We start from the raw sequence: 16,838 nt of genomic DNA, 5'->3' as shown, positions 1-16,838 counted from the left end.
CGCACCGGAGTTTTGTCGACGCGGAGCGTGATCGCACATCCGTCCGTCGCTTTCCGGCCGGACCGCCCGTACAGGCCCGACCGACTGGTCGTTCGTTCAGTAGGCGCAAGGGTCGTGAGCCCCTCGCAAGGCCTCCCGGCCCTGCCGCGGTGCCCGGCCGTTCAAAGGCGTACGACCTTCTGACCTGCAACGACGCGAAAGTGGTTGTGACTTGGAAGACCTGTCCTCCGCTGCGGACGACCAGAACCCTCCCCCGCACGGGGGAGGGACGCCCCAGCGATCCGCCCTCCAGGCCGGTGGCCGCCCCACGCCGAAGGGCCGGGCTCCCTTCCGGGAACCCGGCCCTTCGGCCTCGTGGCGACTGGCGTGGCGACAGCGTCGCCGACGGCCCCTCGCCACCGACGGCTGGACGGCTAGGACGTGTTTCGAAGGTCCCGTCTGGCGGGGGGCGTCACGCCCTCCGGGCGAACGACGCTCCTTTCGAAACACCCCTAGCCCTTGCTCACCGCCGCCAGGATCTCCGGCAGGCGCTTCGCCACCCGCGGTGCCGCCAGCTTCAGGCCCGCCCAGGTCATCAGCGCGCCGTACAGCACGCCGAGCGGGAGGAGGGTCCACAGCTGGGACTGGTGGTCCGCGACGTGGAGGAAGATCATGAGGCCGAGGACCGGGGCGGAGAGAACCACCGCGGCGAGCATGCCGCCGAAGATCGAGATCCAGGCGATGCCGCCCTGGCCCGGGGCCACGTTCTTGTAGCCCTCCTGCGGGATCGAGTACGGGAACCTGGCCGAGGCCACCGCGCCGATCGCCATCATCGCGCCGAGCACCGCGTACGCCACGCCCAGGCCGCCCGGCAGCCGGTCCCACTGGCCGAGGATCCCGGCGGTCACCGTCGTCACGACCGCCGTGTACGGCACGGTCACGACCAGCAGCGCCAGGGCGCGCGCCCGGAGTTCGGCGTACGCGTCGGCCTTCGTCGCGAGCGTCTGCATCACCATCCAGAAGGCGGAGGTGTCCTGGCCGAACTGGTTGTACATCAGCATGCCGAGCATGCCCGAGGCGAAGCACGCGAAGTAGATCGAGCCCGTGCCCTGGAGGGCGTTGAAGATCGGGACGATCAGGCCGATCGCCAGCGAGGTCACCCACGCCGCCTTCGTCTTCGGGTCCCGCCAGATGTAGCGCAGGCTGCGCTCCATCACGGTGCCGGTGCGACCGCCCGGCAGCAGCCGGCCGAGCCGGCCCGACGAGGACGACGCGTCCTTGGCGCCGGCGTCCGAGGCCGCGCCGATGGTCGAGCCGTCCGGTTCGACCATGAGCCGGACCAGCGACCGCTGCCACCACTGCACCAGGAGGACCACCGCGACGGCGCTGAGCAGCAGCTTGGCCGCGGCGACCGCGTAGTCGCCGTCGCCCGCCGCGTCGATCGCGGAGATCGCGGACGCCGGCGGCAGCCAGCCCACAGCCTGGGCGGCCGGTTCCAGCGACGACACGCCGCCGGCCCGGCCGAGGCGCTGGGCGCCGAAGTTGACGAGCTGCATGCCGACCGCGATGACCAGGCCGGACAGCACGGCCAGGTCGCGGCCCTTGCGCGAGGAGAGGAGCCGTACGTTCGCCGCCGCCACGGCCCGCGAGAGCGCCACGCACACGACGACCACGAGCGGTACGGCGAGCACGGCGACGACTACTCCGGCGGCGCCGTGCGCGAGCGCGAGGGCGGCGCCGACCGCCAGGCACAGGGTCAGCACCGGGCCGACGCCGACGAGCGAGGCCGTGAGCAGCGCCCGTACCAGCGGCTGCGGCCGCAGCGGCAGCATCACGAGCCGCGACGGGTCCAGCGTCTCGTCACCGCTCGGCACGAACAGCGGCATGACCGCCCACGAGAGCGCGATGACGCCGGTGAGCAGCACCGTGACGACGGCCGCGTCGGTGTGGCCGCGCAGCAGCAGGAAGCCGAGGATCATGCCGGCGGCGAAGAGCACCGACAGGACGATCGACGTCACGTAGGCGGCGGTCCGGCCGCCCGACTGCTTCAGGCCGTTCTTCAGGAGCGACAGCTTGAGCCGTACGAAGACGGAGGTGAGCGACGGGGCGGAGGCGGTGGCGGTCCTCGCCGTGGCGGGTGCGGGAGCGGTGGTCATCGGGCCGAACCGCCGCCCAGCCAGTCCAGGGACTCCCCGGCGTCCCGCCCGTTCGCGCCGACCAGCTCCAGGAACGCGGCCTGCAGCGACGGCGCGTCGCCCCGCACCTGCTCCAGCGGGCCCTGCGCGCGGATCTGTCCGGCCGCCATGACGGCCACCCAGTCGCACAGCGACTCCACGAGCTCCATGACATGGCTGGAGAAGACGACGGTGGCGCCGGAGGAGGTGTAGCGCTCGAGGACGCCGCGGATGGTCTGCGCCGAGACCGGGTCGACGCCCTCGAACGGCTCGTCGAGGAACAGCACTTCGGGGTTGTGGAGGAGCGCGGCGGCCAGGCCGATCTTCTTGCGCATGCCGGTCGAGTAGTCCACGACCAGCTTGTGCTGCGAGCCGGCCAGGTCGAGCACGTCGAGCAGCTGGGCCGCGCGCTTGTCGACCTCGGCACCGGGCAGTCCGCGTAGCCGGCCGCTGTACGCGAGGAGTTCACGGCCCGAGAGGCGCTCGAACAGCCGCAGTCCCTCCGGCAGGATGCCGATCCGCGCCTTGACCTGGGCGACGGACTCCGGATCGGCCCACACGTCGTGCCCGGCGACCCGGATGCGGCCGGAGTCGGGCCGCAGCAGTCCGGTGATCATCGAGAGCGTGGTGGTCTTGCCGGCACCGTTGGGGCCGACGAGGCCGATGAACCGGCCCGCGGGCAGCACCAGGTCGATGCCGTTCACCGCGATCTGCTGGCCGAAACGCTTCCACAGTCCTTCGACCTGCACGGCGGGCGGCGTCGTGCCGGATTCCGGCGCGCCGCCCCCCGCTGCGAACTCTCCATCAAATGCCTGGTCAGGCACCATGTTGCGTCAACCCTTCGGTTGTCCCCGTGTAGTCGGGACAACCTTACGGGTGAACGCCTTCCGGCCACATTGCCGTTATCCAGCAATCAGGCGTGGGCCGGACTGCCGGAGAGCCGTCACGACGGGCCGCGCCCGGCAACCGGGCCGGACCGCCGGAGGGCCGCTGTCGCCGACGGCGAGGGGACGGGCGCCGTCACTGCCTGCGCGTCCGCGCGTCCGCCGCCTCCCGCCCGCACGCGTACGCCAGCGGGCTGATCAGCTCCTCCGCGTCCGGCAGCCAGCGGTTCGCGGCCGTGGGCTTGCGGGCCCACTGCACCGCACCGAAGCCGCCGACCCGGGTCGGCGGCGCCGCCACGTAGAAGCCCTCGCCGCGGGTGGTGAGGTCGAGCGAGGTCGGCACCCAGCCCAGCTTGCGCACCAGGTCCGGCACCTTGGCCGCCGCGCCGGGCAGGACAAAGAAGAACATCCGGCGGTCGGGCGTGCAGGTCACCGGGCCGAGCGTCAGCTCCATCCGCTCCATCCGGGCCAGCGCGAGGAAGCCGGCCGACTCGGACACCTCGATCGCGTCGAAGGTGCGGCCGGTCGGCAGCAGGATCGACGCCTTCGGCTGCTTCGACCACATCCGCCGGGCGCCGACGGCGCTGCCCGTCGCCTGGGTCGACCAGTCGGGACGGGCCGGGTGGGCGCCGGGCGCAGGGCAGTCCTCCGCGCCGCAGGAGCAGCGCTCCCTGCCTTCGACCGCCTCCAGCCAGGTTCCGGGGAACACGTCCCAGTGCCGCTCTTCCGCGTACCGCACGGCGTTGTCCAGCAGCAGCTCGCCCCGCTGCTTGGGGATCTGTGCGGCTTCCGTGACTCCGATGGTCTCTTCCACGTCGATCTCAACTCCCGCCGTCACCTGGGGTTACGGGCGTCACCGTGCCCGGTGTGACGCATCGATCCTGCATGCGGGGCGCACGGGTGCACGGGCGGGGGCGCGCGTGGGGCCGGGACGCGGCGGGTGGGTAGGGACGGACGGGGGGCGTCGTCGCCGTGCCGTACGGCCGTGCGGTGCGGGGCCGCGCGGCAGTGCCGTAGCGCGCGACCGACGTGTCCGGTTTCGCGTGTTCACATCTGCATTGACCGGATATCCGCCGGGCAGTGATCAGCCAGTCGATCACCGTACCGGCCTCAGGGGGTAGTCATCATGGCAGCCAGGCCACTCGTCGCCCGTCAGCCCAACGAACGGCTGCAGGCGCTCATCCAGGAGGCCGGGTGCTCCAACGCCGGCCTCGCCCGCAGGGTCAACATGGTCGGCGCGGAGCGCGGCCTCGACCTGCGCTACGACAAGACCTCGGTGGCCCGCTGGCTGCGCGGCCAGCAGCCGCGGGGCAGGGCGCCCGGCATCATCGCCGAGGCGCTGGGCCGCAAGCTCGGCCGTACCGTCACCATCGACGAGGTCGGCATGGCCAACGGCCGCAACCTCGCCTCGGGCGTCGGCCTCCAGTTCGCGCCGACCGTGCTCGGGGCGATCGAGCAGGTATGCGAGCTGTGGCGCAGCGACGTGGGCCGGCGGGACTTCCTGTCCGGTTCGACGGTCGCCGCCTCCGCGCTCGTCGAACCGAGCAGGGACTGGCTGATCACCGGCGCCGACCCGCTGGTCGCCCGGTCCGCCGGGGCGCGGGTCGGCGCCTCGGACGTCGCGGCGGTGCGGGCGATGACGGACGCCCTGGTCGACCTGGACCGTAAGTTCGGCAGCGGCCACGTCCGGCCGGTCGTCGTCCACTACCTCAACAGCGTGGTGTCGGGCATGCTCTCCGGCTCCTACCGGGAGGCGGTCGGACGCGAGCTGTTCGCGGCGGCCGCGCGCCTCACCGAACTCGCCGGGTACATGGCCGTCGACACCGGCCAGCCCGGCCTCGCCCAGCGCTACTACATCCAGGCCCTGCGGCTCGCGCAGGCCGCCGGCGACCGGGCGTACGGCGGTTACGTGCTGGCCGCGTCCATGAGCCACCTCGCCGCACAGCTCGGCAACCCGCGCGAGATCGCGCAGCTCGCGCGGGCCGCGCAGGAGGGCGCCCGGGGCCAGGTGCCGCCGCGCGCCCAGGCCATGTTCCTCGCCGCGGAGGCCCGTGGGCACGCGCTGCTCGGCGACGCCACCGCCTTCGGCCGGGTCGCGGGGCTCGCCGAGGAGGCGCTGGCCGCCGCCGATCCCGAGTCGGGCGACGACCCGGCCTGGATCGCCCACTTCGACGAGGCGTACCTGTCGGACGAGCTGGCCCACTGCCACCGTGACCTGGGGCAGGCGCGGGAGGCGGCCCGCGCGGCCGAACGCTCCCTCGCCGGCCACCCGGAGGGCCGCGCCCGCCGGCGCGCGATCGGCCTCGCGCTGCTCGCCGCGGCGCAGGTCCAGCAGCGCGAGGTCGAGCAGGCCTGCCGCACCGGCACCCGCGCCCTCGAACTCCTCTCGACCCTCCGTTCCTCCCGGGGCGTGGAGTACCTGGGCGACCTGGGGGAGCGGCTCGAGCCGTACGCGGGGGAGGCGCCGGTACGGGAGTTCCGGGCGCGGCTGGACCGGCACGCGGCGTGAGGCGGTGGCCGCGCGGGGCGTGAGGCGTGCCGCGCAGCGGTGAACGTCACACCTCTGTCACACGTGTGTGCGGGCCGTAGCGCGCACCCGGTAGCGTGGGCCGACGGTTTCGTAGGTCCATCAGTAGGAGTCCCGGTGACGCACAGCGGACAGGGGCCGGAGCAGCAGTATCCGGCCGCTCAGCCCCTCCCCCCTGAGGTGACCCCTGGTGGCTCCTCGGACGCCCAGGCGACGCAGTACCTGCCGCCGGTCCCGCCGCAGCCGCCGGCCGCACCGCCGGGCCCGCAGCAGGGCTACGGCTATCCGCAGCCCGCGGCGCCGGCGCCGCAGCCGGGTTACGGCTACCCGCCGCCCGCCGCCCCGCAGCCGGGCTACGGCTATCCGCAGCCGGACGCGCAGGCGACGCAGTACCTCGGGGCGGTGCCGCCGCAGGGACCGGACGCCCAGGCGACGCAGTACATCCCGCCCGTGGCCCCGCAGGCCGGCGAGGCGGCCACGCAGTACCTGCCGCCGGTGGCCGGGCCGGACGCCCAGGCGACCCAGTACATGGCGCCCGTGCCACCGCAGCAGTCCGTACCGCCGCAGCAGGCGCAGCCCGAGCGGCCGCCGCTCGCGGACTTCGACAACCTGTTCCGCAGCGAGACCCCGCAGCGCCCGGCGCCACAGCACCAGGCGCCGCCCGCGCCGCAGCAGCACTACCAGCCGCCGCAGGCGCCCCAGCACCCCCAGCACCCCCAGCCCCAGCAGCAGTACGGCTACCAGGACGCGTACTACGACGACGAGCCCGAGCCGCCGCGCCGCAAGTCGCCGGTCGCGCTGATCGCGGCCGTCGTCGCCGGCTGCGCCGTGGTCGGTCTCGGCGCGGGCGCGCTGCTCAGCGGCGGCGACGGCGACGACAAGAAGGGCGATTCGGGCAAGGGGCAGAACGTGGCCGCCAGTTCGGCCGCCCCGTCCTCCCAGCCGTCCGAGCAGGCCGCCGACCCGGCCAAGGAGCAGGCCGAGGCGCTCGACAAGCTCCTCGCGGACAGCAACGACAGCCGCGACGCGGTGATCCGCGCCGTCGCGTCGATCCGCCGGTGCGACAACCTCGACCAGGCGGCGAGCGACCTGCGCGGCGCGGCCAAGCAGCGGCGCGAACTGGTCACCCGCCTCCAGTCGCTGTCCGTGGACAAGGTGCCGAACCACACGGCCCTGTCCGCCTCCCTGGTCAGGGCCTGGCAGGCCTCGGCCGCCGCCGACGACCACTACGCGGCCTGGGCGGACCAGGCGAAGGGCAACAAGAAGGTCTGCAAGGGCGGCCACGCCCGGAACACCAGCCACACCAACGACGGCGACAAGAAGAGCCAGGAGGCGACGGCCGCCAAGAAGCAGGCGGCCGGGCTGTGGAACCCGACCGCGGACAAGTACGGCCTGCCGAAGCGCACGTACACGCAGCTGTAGGCGACCGTCGGCCGCGGACGGGGTTCCCGGCCGTCACGTCCCCGTCCCGGCCGTCACGTTCTCCGTCCCGGCCGTCACGTCGCCCGTTCCGGCCGTCACGGTGCCGTCAGGACCGTCTCGCCCACGTCGACGAAGCCCGGCCTCTGCGCCACCAGCCTGCCCCGGCGCACCACCTGGAACGTCACCTCGTGGTTGACGATCCGGGGGAAGCCGCGCGCGCCGAGCAGGTCGTCGTAGCGCCAGCGCAGCGGCGGGGTGAGACCACCGGTGTCGATCTCCGCGCCCTGGTCGAGGGCGTGGCTGATCCGCAGCGCGGACACCGAGTCGCTGTCGAGCGACTCGACGACCTGACGCAGGACGGTGTACGCGATCCACGTGGTCTGCACGCCCGCGTCCGCCGGATCGACCCGGTTGTCCGCGAAGGCGTGCTCCCTGATCACCTTCTTCATCGGCTCCCAGGCCCTGTCGCCGGCGTCCGGGTACCAGCCGGTGACGTAGGCGCCCTCGAACGGGCCGCGGGCGCCGCCGGAGCGGTCGATGAGCGGCTGGCCGACGCTGCCGAGGACGGAGGAGATCCGCACGGTGCCGGCGCCGGCGTCGTCCCCGCCCTCGTCGGGCAGCCGGCGGAAGGAGTCGAAGAAGGTCTGGGTGCGTTCGCCGAGCACGGCCGTGACGCAGCCGTCCTCGGTCCCCGCCTTCGTACGGGCCCTGCGCGCGGACGCGGTGTACTCGGCGGCGTCCTCGACCGCCGGGATGTCGACCGCGCCGCTGTGGCCGTCCTTGCGGAGCCCGGAGTTGAGCAGGTCGGGCAGCTTGTCGCCGGCGATGGTGTCGGGGCGGACGAGGGAGACGGTGCGGCAGTTCGCGGCGAGCTGCATGCCGTGGCCGGCGACGAGGGAGGCCTGGCCGCCGTTCACGGGGTAGGAGAGGGAGCTGGTGAACTCGTCCTCGGAGATGCCGTAGCCGCCGATGTACGGGATGCCGGCGGCCTCCAGCGGGGCCATGAAGGCGCGGCCGAACTGGCTGTACGAGCCGACGACGGCGACGGCGCCCTCGTGGACGGCGCGGCGGGCGCACGCGGCGGCGCCGGCGTTGGTGTTCTGCTCGTTGCAGGTGAGCACGCGCAGCTCGTGGCCGTCGATGCCGCCGCCGGCGTTGACCCAGCGGGCGTAGGCCTGGGCCATGGCGGGCATGCCGGGCATGTTGGTGGCGCGGGTCTGCTCGGGCGCCCAGGTCATGACGGTGACGGGTTCGCGGGAGCCGCCTCCCGTGGTCCCGGGGAGCGCGCCGCAGCCGGTGAGCAGCGACGCTCCGGCCGCCGCTGCGGTGACGTACGCGAGGAGTGGGGAAAGTCGCCTGCCGGTCATGAGCACGCAGACTTCCGCCCCGGGGGTAACCCTGTGGTGAGAACGGGTCGACACGGGGTGACGGCACGGTGAATTGCGGGGGTGGGGGCGGAACCGGGGCTGTCGGTGGGGGACCGTACGATCGGACGGTGTCCGCTGGTACCTCCCCTTCGATGAACCCTTCCCGTCGCGCCCGCCGCTCCTCCACCATGGGCGGCATGCCGCTCAACGACATGCCGTGGTGGCGCTGGCGCGCCAACGTGCGCTCCGCGCTGCACATGCTCTCGGACCCGGAGTTCCACGAGACGACCTGGCTGGCCGGCCAGGAGGGGTTCGGCGACGTCACCGACGCCGTCTACCGGCTGGTGGAGGACACCTGGCTGGACAGCTGGTCCGCCGAGAAGTACGTGGGGACGATCTTCCGCGACTCCGGCGAGGCCGCCCTCGTCGACGTGGCCGTGCTGCGGGTGCTGCGCATCATGCACCAGGTCGGCGCGGACGCCCCGGTCTCCGCGTACCTGGAGCACCATGCCTGGCCGGAGGCCGTACGGGCCGCCCGCGAGGCGCACGTGCGCATGGCGACGGCGGACGGCGAGGACCCGGACGACCCGCCGCGCTCGCTGGACGTCCTCCGGATCATGACCCGCTCGGCCTGAGCCCGCCCGGGCCCGCCCGGCGTCCGCGGCCTGCCCGCCCGGCGTCCGCGGCCCGCCCGCCCGGCGTCCGTCCGGGCCGGCACCGCCGCATCCGCCCGGCGTCCGTCCGGCTGTCCGCGTGACGGACGAGGCGGCATTCCCGTCCTCCGCGTGTGGCAGGCTAGGCGGATGACCGACCAGTACGTCCTCACCCTCTCCTGCCCCGACAAGCAGGGCATCGTGCACGCCGTGTCGAGCTACCTCTTCATCACGGGATGCAACATCGAGGACAGTCAGCAGTTCGGAGACCGTGACACGGGTCTCTTCTTCATGCGGGTCCACTTCTCGGCCGAGTCCCCCGTCACCGTGGACAAGCTGCGCGCGAGCTTCGCCGCGGTGGGCGACTCGTTCGCGATGGACTGGCAGATCCACCGGGCCGACGAGCGGATGCGCGTCGTGCTGATGGTGTCGAAGTTCGGCCACTGCCTGAACGACCTGCTGTTCCGCTCGCGGATCGGCGCGCTGCCGGTCGAGATCGCCGCGGTCGTGTCCAACCACACCGACTTCGCCGAGCTCGTCGCCTCGTACGACATCCCGTTCCGGCACATTCCGGTCACCAGGGACAACAAGGCCCAGGCGGAGGCGGAACTCCTGGACCTGGTCCGGGAAGAGCGCGTCGAACTGGTCGTGCTGGCCCGCTACATGCAGGTGCTCTCCGACGACCTGTGCAAGCAGCTCTCGGGGCGGATCATCAACATCCACCACTCCTTCCTGCCGAGCTTCAAGGGCGCGAAGCCCTACCACCAGGCCCACGCCCGCGGTGTGAAGCTGATCGGCGCCACGGCCCACTACGTGACGGCCGACCTCGACGAGGGCCCGATCATCGAGCAGGAGGTCGAGCGCGTCGGCCACGAGGTCACGCCCGACCAGCTCGTCGCGATCGGCCGCGACGTCGAGTGCCAGGCCCTGGCGCGCGCCGTGAAGTGGCACGCGGAACGCCGCATCCTCCTGAACGGCCACCGCACGGTCGTCTTCGCGTAGCCCGCGCCCTCTTCGCGCGGGCCCCGGCTCCCCGGTCCCGTGACGCCTGACCGCGCGCGGCCGCAGGCCGGCGCCGTCGACCGCCGTCGGCCCTACATCCGGCTCAGCGAGGCCGCCGCGAAGAGGACGTCGCGGATGGCCTCGCGGTCGCCGTCCTGGCCCGCGGCCGCGTCCTGCGGCGGTACGTGGCCGGCGAGCAGCTGGCAGAACTCGGCGCCGTCCATCGCGACCTGGGCCACCGCGTGGTCCGGGGAGCCGAGCGCGGCGGGCGAGTCCAGGGCGATGTACCAGTGGCCGCCGCCCGCGCCCTCGATCTCCAGGTGGAGCGAGCGGCCGGGCGAGCCGGCCGTCACGAGTTCGCGGGCCGGGGCCGCCAGGCCCAGGCGGCGGCGGTCGGCGAGGGCCGCCGGGAGGAGGCGGGCGGCCAGGTCGATCATGCCGTGCAGATGACTGCCGCTCGGCGGGTCGTACGGGTAGTCCACCGCGTTCGCGATGTCGTCCGCGTGCACCCAGCACTCGAAGGCCCGCTCGAGGAGCGAGTCCCGCAGCGGCAGCGCGAAGTCCCCGTACGTGACGGTCAGGTCCGCGACGCCGCGGCCGGCGAACGACACCGTGCGGATCAGCGTGTGGCTCTGGTCCCGCCACGGCTCGCGGACCGCCCGGGTCGGCGGCCGGGCGGAGGACTTCCAGTACGCCTCGGTCCGCTCGGCCGGCGACAGCTCCGCGATGCCCGCGCCGAGCGGGTCGTCGAGCCCGAGCGAGGCGGCCACCAGGCCGTCCACGGCCAGCAGATGGCCGAGCACGCCGGCCACCGTGGTCTTCCGGTTCACGGCGCGCTCGCCCTCGAACCACTTCAGCCGCACCGGCGCGTGCCACTCCGCCTCGCCGATGTCGCGCAGCAGCGCGTCGAGCCGGGCGGTCTCCGCGTCGTACGGCGCGGCCCAGGCGGGCACGGGGATACGGGCGGGGCGGCGGCCCAGACAGTTCTCCAGGACCCGGGACCGCAGCAGCGGGTCCAGGTCCAGGTCGCGCTCGGCGTGCAGCAGTCCGACCGCGTCGCGCAGCCGCAGCGCCTCGTCCGCGCACGGGGCGCACTCGGTGAGGTGGGCCTCGACGGTCCGGGTCTCCTCGGGCGAGCAGGCGGACAGCGCCCAGGCGCCGAGCAGCGACTTCAGGGTCCGGTGGGGCAGGTCGAGGAGCTCCGGGAGCGCCGGGACTTCCGGCACCTCCGGCACTTCCCGGGCGTCCCGGGCGGGCGGGAGGCCGGTCGCGGACGACTCGTCGAACGGCGAGGGCTCCGCGAACTCCGCGAACGGCGACGACTCGTCGAACGGCGACGACTCCGCGAACGATGACGACGGCGACGGCGGTGGCGGCGGCGAGGTCAGGTCCGCGTGGTCGTCGGCCGCCCGGCGCGGGCCCGGTATCCACGGGGCGCGTGCGATCTCCTCGGGATCGTCGTTCGCCCCGCTCACAGCGACCGTCCGTAACCGCCCGCGCCGGGCGGCGAGGAGCCTTCCAGCGGGCGGGTGTTGGCCGTCGACAGCAGCTGGAGCCCGAGCCGCAGCCGGCGCCGCGCCTCGTCCTCCGTCACGCCGAGGTCCGCGGCCGTCTGCCGGTAGTCCCGGCGCTGGAAGTAGGCCAGCTCCAGGGCCTGCCGCAGCGGTGTCGGCATGGACGTCACGATGTAGTCGGCGCGGGCCGCGACCGAGGCCCGGCGCACCTTCTGCTCCAGTTCCTCCGCCGTGCCCTCGCCGCGCTCCGCGAACGCCAGCGCCTCCGCCTGCCGCAGCCGGTGCACGGCCTGCCGCTGGGTGAGCCGGGCGACCCAGGAACGCATGTTGCCCTGCTTCGGGTCGTAGGCGTCGGGGTTCTCCCAGATGTAGCCGAAGACCTCGCGGGTGATCTGGTCGGCGGCGTCGTCGTCGTCGAGCACGCGGTGGGCGAGGCTGTGCACGAGCGAGGCGAACCTGTCGTAGAGCTCGCCGAGCGCCGCGGCCTCGCCGCGCGCCAGCCGCTGCTGCATCTTGCGGTCCCAGCGCGGCGGTGTGTCCTTCGTCGCCATGTCCGACACCCTCCCGACGACCTGCCGACCGACCTCTCCGATCCGTTCTTCCTTCCCAAAGTAGTGTGCCCGCACCCGGCGCACTTCTCTTTGCGGCAAGTGCGCCCTTGACGGTCCGCCGGATGGTAAGGAAAGCGCCAAGCCGCCGCCCAGGGGTTTCGGAGCGGTGCGAACGGGCAGCGGGAGGTGACAGGAAGGGCGGGCTCCGTTTGGCTCGTTCGCGTGTCCCGATGTCTGAAAGGCGCCGCTCGTGACGATCCAGGTCGACGAGAACGAGCAGGAACCGTGGACCGTACTGCGCATCAGCGGAGAGCTGGACCTGGTCACCTCCCCGCTGATCCGCAGACGCGTCCACGCGGCCGTCGCGGGCGGCCGTCACGACGTGGTCCTCGACCTCTCGGCGGTCCGCTTCTGCGACTCCAGCGGTGTCGGCGTGCTCGTCGCCGCGCGCCGGCTGATGCGGTCGTGCGGCGGCCGGCTCCGGCTGATCCTGCCCGCCCGCGGCGCCGAGGACGGCGCGCACGTCAACCGGGTCCTCGCCGCGCTCGGCGTCCGCCGCCTCTTCGAGGTGTACGAGGACGTCCCGGCCGCCCTCGACGAGCGGACGGCCCCCCTGTCGGCCTGAGCCGTCGGCCGAGCCCCCACGCGTACCACTCGCACGGCTCGGCCTGAGCCGTCGGCCGAGCCCCCACGCGTACCACTCGCACGGCTCGGCCCGAGCCGTCGGCCGAGCCCCCACCCGTACCACTCACACGGCTCGGCCCGGCCCCTACCCGTACCACTCGCGCAGCTTGTACTTCAGCACCTTCCGCAGCGTCTCGTTCCTCGGCAGGGACTCCACCAGCTCCAGCTGCTCCGGGAGTTTGAAGACCGAGAGTCCGGCCTCGCGCAGGAAGGCGGTGACCGTCTCCAGGGTGAGCGGTTCGGCGCCCGGGGGCTGTTCGACCACGGCGCAGACGCGCTCGCCGCGTTCGGCGTCCGGGAGGCCGACGACCGCCGCGTCGGCGACGCCGGGATGGCGGTGGAGGAGGTCCTCGATCTCCTTCGCGGAGACGTTCTCGCCCTTGCGGATGATGACGTCCTTGAGGCGGCCGGTGAGCACGAGATGGCCGTCGGCGGTCAGCCGGCCCAGGTCGCCGGTGCGCAGGAAGCCCTCCTCGTCGAAGGCGGCGGCGGTCTGCGCGGGGTCGAGGTAGCCGCGGCAGACCGCCTCGCCGCGCAGCCGGACCTCGCCGCCCTCCGCGATGCGTATCTCCATCCCGGCGGGCGGCCGGCCCTCGGTCGTGGCCAGGTTCTCCGGGGTGTCGCGGGGATCGCCCATGGTGATCATCGGGACCTCGGTCATGCCGTAGCCGTGCGTCAGCTGGCAGCCCAGCTCCCGTACCACCGCGTGGTAGATCTCCGGCGGCTTGGGTGCGCCCCCGCCCGCGAGGAGCCGCAGCGTCGGGATGATCGGCCCGCCGGGCCGCCTGCGCTGCTCCGCGAGGAACATCGAGTAGAAGGCGGTGGACCCGCCGGCGACCGTGACGCCGTGCCTGCGGTACTCGTCGAGCGCGTCCGGCAGCGCGAAATGTTCGAACATGACGGCGGGGAACCCGTACAGGAGGAGCATCACCGTGTAGTCGGGCCCGGCGATGTGCGCGTACGGGAAGGCCATCGAGCCGACGTCCTCGGCGTTCGGGCGGAGGGCGTGGGCGAGGCAGGAGCCGCCCGCGAGGAGCGAGCGGTCGGTGTGCAGCACGCCCTTGGGGTCGGAGGTGGTGCCCGAGGTCCAGTAGATCCAGCGGACGTCGGTGCCCGAGGCGGGCGGCGCGGGCAGGACGCCGGGGTCGTCGTCGGGCAGGGTGTCCGTGTCGTACGCCTCGAAGACGCCGCGCGCGCCGAGCCGGCGGGCCATCTCCGTGTGGTCGAAGCCGCGCCAGACGCCGGGGACGGCGAAGTACTCGGCGCCGGACTCGCGCAGCGCGAAGCCGACCTCCTTGTCCCGGTAGAACGGGATGACCGGGGACTGTACGGCGCCGAGGCGGGCGAGCGCGAAGGACAGCACCGCGGTCTCGATCCGGGTGGGCAGCTGCCAGGCGACGACGGTGCCGGGGCGCACGCCCATGCCGTGGAGGCCGGCGGCGCAGCGTTCGGCCCGGTCGCGGAGTTCGCCGAAGGTGAGGACCCGGTCGTCCTGGAGCAGGACGGGCCGGTCGGGGGTGAGCGCGGCGCGGCGCTCGACGAGCTCCCAGAGGGTGCGGGACGCGCCCAGGTCGTGCGCGGTCTCCGTCGCGGTCTCGATGGCGGTCACCGGGAACCTCCATTCCTGACGATGCGTCAGTTCGTGCGGAGAGCGTAGAGGGCCGGTCCTTGTCGGTCCAGGGGTGCGCGGCTAGCCTGATGCCGGGCCTGTATCTGACGGGTCATCAGAAATGGTCTTCAGGAATCGGAGGGGTCATGACGGAACTGCCCCGCATCATCAGCGTCGACGACCACGTGATCGAGCCCGCGCACCTCTTCGAGACCTGGCTGCCGGCCAAGTACCGCGACCGGGGGCCCCGGCCCCTCACCGCGGGCATCGGCGAGCTGGCGTACGTCGGCGGCAGGTACCAGATCACGATGGACCCCGACGGGCCGCCCACCGACTGGTGGATCTACGAGGACCTGAAGTTCCCGTACAAGCGGAACATCGCCGCCGTCGGCTTCGACCGCGACGACATGACCCTGGAGGGCATCACCCGCGAGGAGATGCGGCGCGGCTGCTGGGACCCCGTGGCACGGCTCGCCGACATGGACCTCAACCACGTCGAGGCCTCCCTCTGCTTCCCCACCTTCCCGCGCTTCTGCGGCCAGACCTTCGCCGAGGCGAAGGACAAGGAGGTCGCCCTCGCCTGCGTCCGCGCCTACAACGACTGGATGGTCGAGGAATGGTGCGGCGACAGCGGCGGCCGGCTCATCCCGCTCTGCATCATCCCGCTCTGGGACATCGACCTCGCGGTCGCCGAGATCCGGCGCAACGCCGCCCGCGGCGTCAAGGCCGTCACCTTCTCCGAGATCCCCACCCACCTCGGCCTGCCGTCCATCCACTCCGGCTACTGGGACCCCTTCTTCGCCGTCTGCCAGGAGACCGGCACGGTCGTCAACATGCACATCGGCTCCAGCAGCCAGATGCCCGCCGCGTCCCCCGACGCCCCGCCCGCCGTCCAGGCCTCGCTCAGCTTCAACAACGCGATGGCCTCGATGATGGACTTCCTCTTCAGCGGCGTGCTCGTGAAGTTCCCCCGGCTGAAGCTGGCCTACAGCGAGGGCCAGATGGGCTGGATCCCGTACGCCCTGGAGCGCGCCGACGACGTGTGGGAGGAGCACCGCGCCTGGGGCGGCGTCCGCGACCTGATCCCCGAGCCGCCGTCCACGTACTACTACCGGCAGATCTTCTGCTGCTTCTTCCGCGACAAGCACGGCATCGCGTCGCTCGACGTCGTCGGACGCGACAACGCCACCTTCGAGACCGACTACCCGCACGTCGACTCCACCTTCCCGCACACCAGGGAAGTCGCCCTCGACCACGTCAAGGACCTCGACGACGAGACCGTCTACAAGCTGATGCGGGGCAACGCCATCCGCATGCTCGACCTCGGAATCGTCTGATGGACCTCGCGTACACGGAGGAAGAGGAGGACTTCCGAGCCCGGCTGCGCGCGTGGCTCGCCGCCGAGCTGCCCACCCTGCCGCCCAGGCCCGACCCGCTCGACTGGCCGGGCCGGCGCGCCTACGACTGCGGCTGGCAGCGACGTCTCCACGACGCCGGGTACGGGCACGTCCACTGGGACGCCTCGCCGACCCAGCGGCTCATCTTCCTCGAGGAGACCGAACGCGCCGGAGCGCCCTACGTCGGCGCCAACTTCGTCGGCCTCCTGCACGCCGGCCCGACCATCGCCGCCGAGGGCACGGCCGAGCAGCGCGAGCGCTGGCTGGGGCCCGTGCTGCGCGGCGACGAGGTCTGGTGCCAGGGATTCAGCGAACCCGGCGCCGGCTCCGACCTGGCCTCGCTGCGGACCCGGGCCGTGCGCGACGGCGACGCGTACGTCGTCACCGGCCAGAAGATCTGGACCTCGCACGCCGAGGTCGCCGACTGGTGCGAACTCCTCGTCCGCACCGATCCCGGAGCCCCGAAGCACCGCGGCATCACCTGGCTCGCGATGCCCATGTCCGGCCCCGGCGTCACCGTCCGGCCGCTGCGGACGCTCGCCGGGTCGACGGAGTTCGCCGAGGTGTTCCTCGACGAGGTGCGCGTCCCCGTCGGCAACCGGGTCGGCGACGAGAACGACGGCTGGCGCGTCACCATGGTCACCCTCTCCTTCGAACGCGGCACCGCCTTCGTCGGCGAGGTCGTCGCCTGCCGCCGCCTCCTCGGCGAACTCGCCCGGACGGCACGGAAGAACGGCCGCTGGGACGATCCCGTGCTGCGCCGCCGTCTCGGCCGCCTCGGCGCCGAGTTCCAGGCCCTGTGGCGGCTCACCCAGTGGAACGTCAGCGAGGCCCAGGCCACCGGCGGCGTCCCGGGCGTCGGCGGCTCCGTCTTCAAGCTGCGCTACTCGCACGCCCGCCAGGAGCTGTACGACACGGCCGCCGCCGTCCTCGGGCCGGACGCGCTCGACCTCGGACGCGAGTGGAACCGGGACCGGCTCTCCTCCCTCTCGTACACGATCGCCGCGGGCACCTCGCAGATCCAGCGGAACATCGTCGCCGAGCGCATCCTCGGCCTGCCGAAGGGGCGGTGAGG

Annotated in this window: 14 protein-coding genes; 7 read left to right on the top strand and 7 right to left on the bottom strand. The window is 73.1% G+C overall.

What is annotated here, in order from left to right:
- Positions 1-491: 491 nt before the first annotated feature.
- The 3 genes from ESG85_RS27830 to ESG85_RS27820 all read right to left on the bottom strand — a co-directional run bounded on the left by ESG85_RS27830 (position 492) and on the right by ESG85_RS27820 (position 3,851).
- Complete coding sequence (locus tag ESG85_RS27830; protein WP_128983932.1) at positions 492-2,135, bottom strand: transporter; 1,644 nt, start codon at positions 2,133-2,135, stop codon at positions 492-494.
- Complete coding sequence (locus ESG85_RS27825) at positions 2,132-2,977, bottom strand: ABC transporter ATP-binding protein (protein ID WP_128984006.1); 846 nt, start codon at positions 2,975-2,977, stop codon at positions 2,132-2,134. The genes ESG85_RS27830 and ESG85_RS27825 overlap by 4 nt, the downstream gene beginning before the upstream one ends.
- A gap of 196 nt (positions 2,978-3,173) precedes the next feature.
- The gene (locus tag ESG85_RS27820) at positions 3,174-3,851 is read right to left on the bottom strand and encodes a bifunctional DNA primase/polymerase (protein WP_128983931.1); all 678 of its coding nucleotides are present in this window, start codon (positions 3,849-3,851) and stop codon (positions 3,174-3,176) included.
- 312 nt (positions 3,852-4,163) lie between these two features.
- Here ESG85_RS27820 and ESG85_RS27815 point away from each other — a divergent pair, with 312 nt between their 5' ends.
- On the top strand, positions 4,164-5,546 hold the full coding sequence (locus tag ESG85_RS27815) for an NsdA family TPR-like regulatory protein (RefSeq protein ID WP_128983930.1): 1,383 nt from the start codon (positions 4,164-4,166) through the stop codon (positions 5,544-5,546).
- Positions 5,547-5,681: 135 nt separating this feature from the next.
- Positions 5,682-6,986: a hypothetical protein gene (locus ESG85_RS27810; RefSeq protein WP_128983929.1), complete on the top strand. Its 1,305-nt coding sequence runs from the start codon at positions 5,682-5,684 to the stop codon at positions 6,984-6,986.
- Between the two features lie 95 nt (positions 6,987-7,081).
- On the opposite strand, the gene ESG85_RS27805 is transcribed toward ESG85_RS27810, so the two are convergent.
- Complete coding sequence (locus ESG85_RS27805) at positions 7,082-8,353, bottom strand: ABC transporter substrate-binding protein (RefSeq protein WP_128983928.1); 1,272 nt, start codon at positions 8,351-8,353, stop codon at positions 7,082-7,084.
- A gap of 188 nt (positions 8,354-8,541) precedes the next feature.
- On the opposite strand from ESG85_RS27805, the gene ESG85_RS27800 reads away from it, so the two are divergent.
- Together ESG85_RS27800 and purU are read left to right on the top strand one after the other, a co-directional pair.
- Positions 8,542-8,988 (top strand): SCO4402 family protein, encoded by a 447-nt coding sequence (locus tag ESG85_RS27800; RefSeq protein ID WP_128984005.1) that lies wholly within the window; start codon positions 8,542-8,544, stop codon positions 8,986-8,988.
- Positions 8,989-9,156: 168 nt separating this feature from the next.
- Positions 9,157-10,008 (top strand): formyltetrahydrofolate deformylase, encoded by an 852-nt coding sequence (gene purU, locus ESG85_RS27795; RefSeq protein ID WP_128983927.1) that lies wholly within the window; start codon positions 9,157-9,159, stop codon positions 10,006-10,008.
- 92 nt (positions 10,009-10,100) lie between these two features.
- Here purU and ESG85_RS27790 read toward each other — a convergent pair whose 3' ends face one another.
- Positions 10,101-11,483, bottom strand: a complete 1,383-nt coding sequence (locus ESG85_RS27790) for a zf-HC2 domain-containing protein (protein ID WP_181019134.1) — start codon at positions 11,481-11,483, stop codon at positions 10,101-10,103.
- Entirely contained in the window at positions 11,480-12,073 is a 594-nt protein-coding gene (locus ESG85_RS27785; protein WP_128983926.1) for a sigma-70 family RNA polymerase sigma factor, read from the bottom strand. Before ESG85_RS27785 ends, ESG85_RS27790 begins: the two co-directional genes overlap by 4 nt.
- Before the next feature lie 250 nt (positions 12,074-12,323).
- On the opposite strand from ESG85_RS27785, the gene ESG85_RS27780 reads away from it, so the two are divergent.
- Positions 12,324-12,698: an STAS domain-containing protein gene (locus ESG85_RS27780; protein WP_128983925.1), complete on the top strand. Its 375-nt coding sequence runs from the start codon at positions 12,324-12,326 to the stop codon at positions 12,696-12,698.
- 144 nt (positions 12,699-12,842) lie between these two features.
- Here the strand turns inward: ESG85_RS27780 and ESG85_RS27775 are convergent, their stop codons facing one another.
- On the bottom strand, positions 12,843-14,366 hold the full coding sequence (locus ESG85_RS27775) for a class I adenylate-forming enzyme family protein (RefSeq protein WP_246095328.1): 1,524 nt from the start codon (positions 14,364-14,366) through the stop codon (positions 12,843-12,845).
- A gap of 146 nt (positions 14,367-14,512) precedes the next feature.
- Between ESG85_RS27775 and ESG85_RS27770 the strand changes: the two genes are divergently transcribed.
- Together ESG85_RS27770 and ESG85_RS27765 are read left to right on the top strand one after the other, a co-directional pair.
- Positions 14,513-15,703, top strand: coding sequence for an amidohydrolase family protein (locus ESG85_RS27770; RefSeq protein WP_128983924.1), 1,191 nt, complete (start codon positions 14,513-14,515; stop codon positions 15,701-15,703).
- Positions 15,703-16,836 carry an acyl-CoA dehydrogenase family protein gene (locus ESG85_RS27765; RefSeq protein ID WP_128983923.1) on the top strand — a complete coding sequence of 378 codons (1,134 nt, stop codon included), beginning with the start codon at positions 15,703-15,705 and terminating at the stop codon, positions 16,834-16,836. Before ESG85_RS27770 ends, ESG85_RS27765 begins: the two co-directional genes overlap by 1 nt.
- The last annotated feature ends 2 nt before the right edge of the window (positions 16,837-16,838 follow it).

Origin of the sequence: Streptomyces roseicoloratus (genome assembly GCF_004117935.1) — a bacterium.
GTDB lineage: Bacteria > Actinomycetota > Actinomycetes > Streptomycetales > Streptomycetaceae > Streptomyces > Streptomyces roseicoloratus.
The sequence above is the reverse complement of the archived record's forward strand: the minus strand, read 5'-3'. Positions and strand labels throughout refer to the sequence as shown.

Coding starts and splice junctions, on each gene's coding strand:
- ESG85_RS27785 (WP_128983926.1), bottom strand. CDS start 12,073: ATGGCGACGAAGGACACACCGCCGCGCTGGGACCGCAAGATGCAGCAG.
- ESG85_RS27765 (WP_128983923.1), top strand. CDS start 15,703: ATGGACCTCGCGTACACGGAGGAAGAGGAGGACTTCCGAGCCCGGCTG.
- ESG85_RS27770 (WP_128983924.1), top strand. CDS start 14,513: ATGACGGAACTGCCCCGCATCATCAGCGTCGACGACCACGTGATCGAG.
- ESG85_RS27800 (WP_128984005.1), top strand. CDS start 8,542: ATGGGCGGCATGCCGCTCAACGACATGCCGTGGTGGCGCTGGCGCGCC.
- ESG85_RS27830 (WP_128983932.1), bottom strand. CDS start 2,135: ATGACCACCGCTCCCGCACCCGCCACGGCGAGGACCGCCACCGCCTCC.
- ESG85_RS27805 (WP_128983928.1), bottom strand. CDS start 8,353: ATGACCGGCAGGCGACTTTCCCCACTCCTCGCGTACGTCACCGCAGCG.
- purU (WP_128983927.1), top strand. CDS start 9,157: ATGACCGACCAGTACGTCCTCACCCTCTCCTGCCCCGACAAGCAGGGC.
- ESG85_RS27815 (WP_128983930.1), top strand. CDS start 4,164: ATGGCAGCCAGGCCACTCGTCGCCCGTCAGCCCAACGAACGGCTGCAG.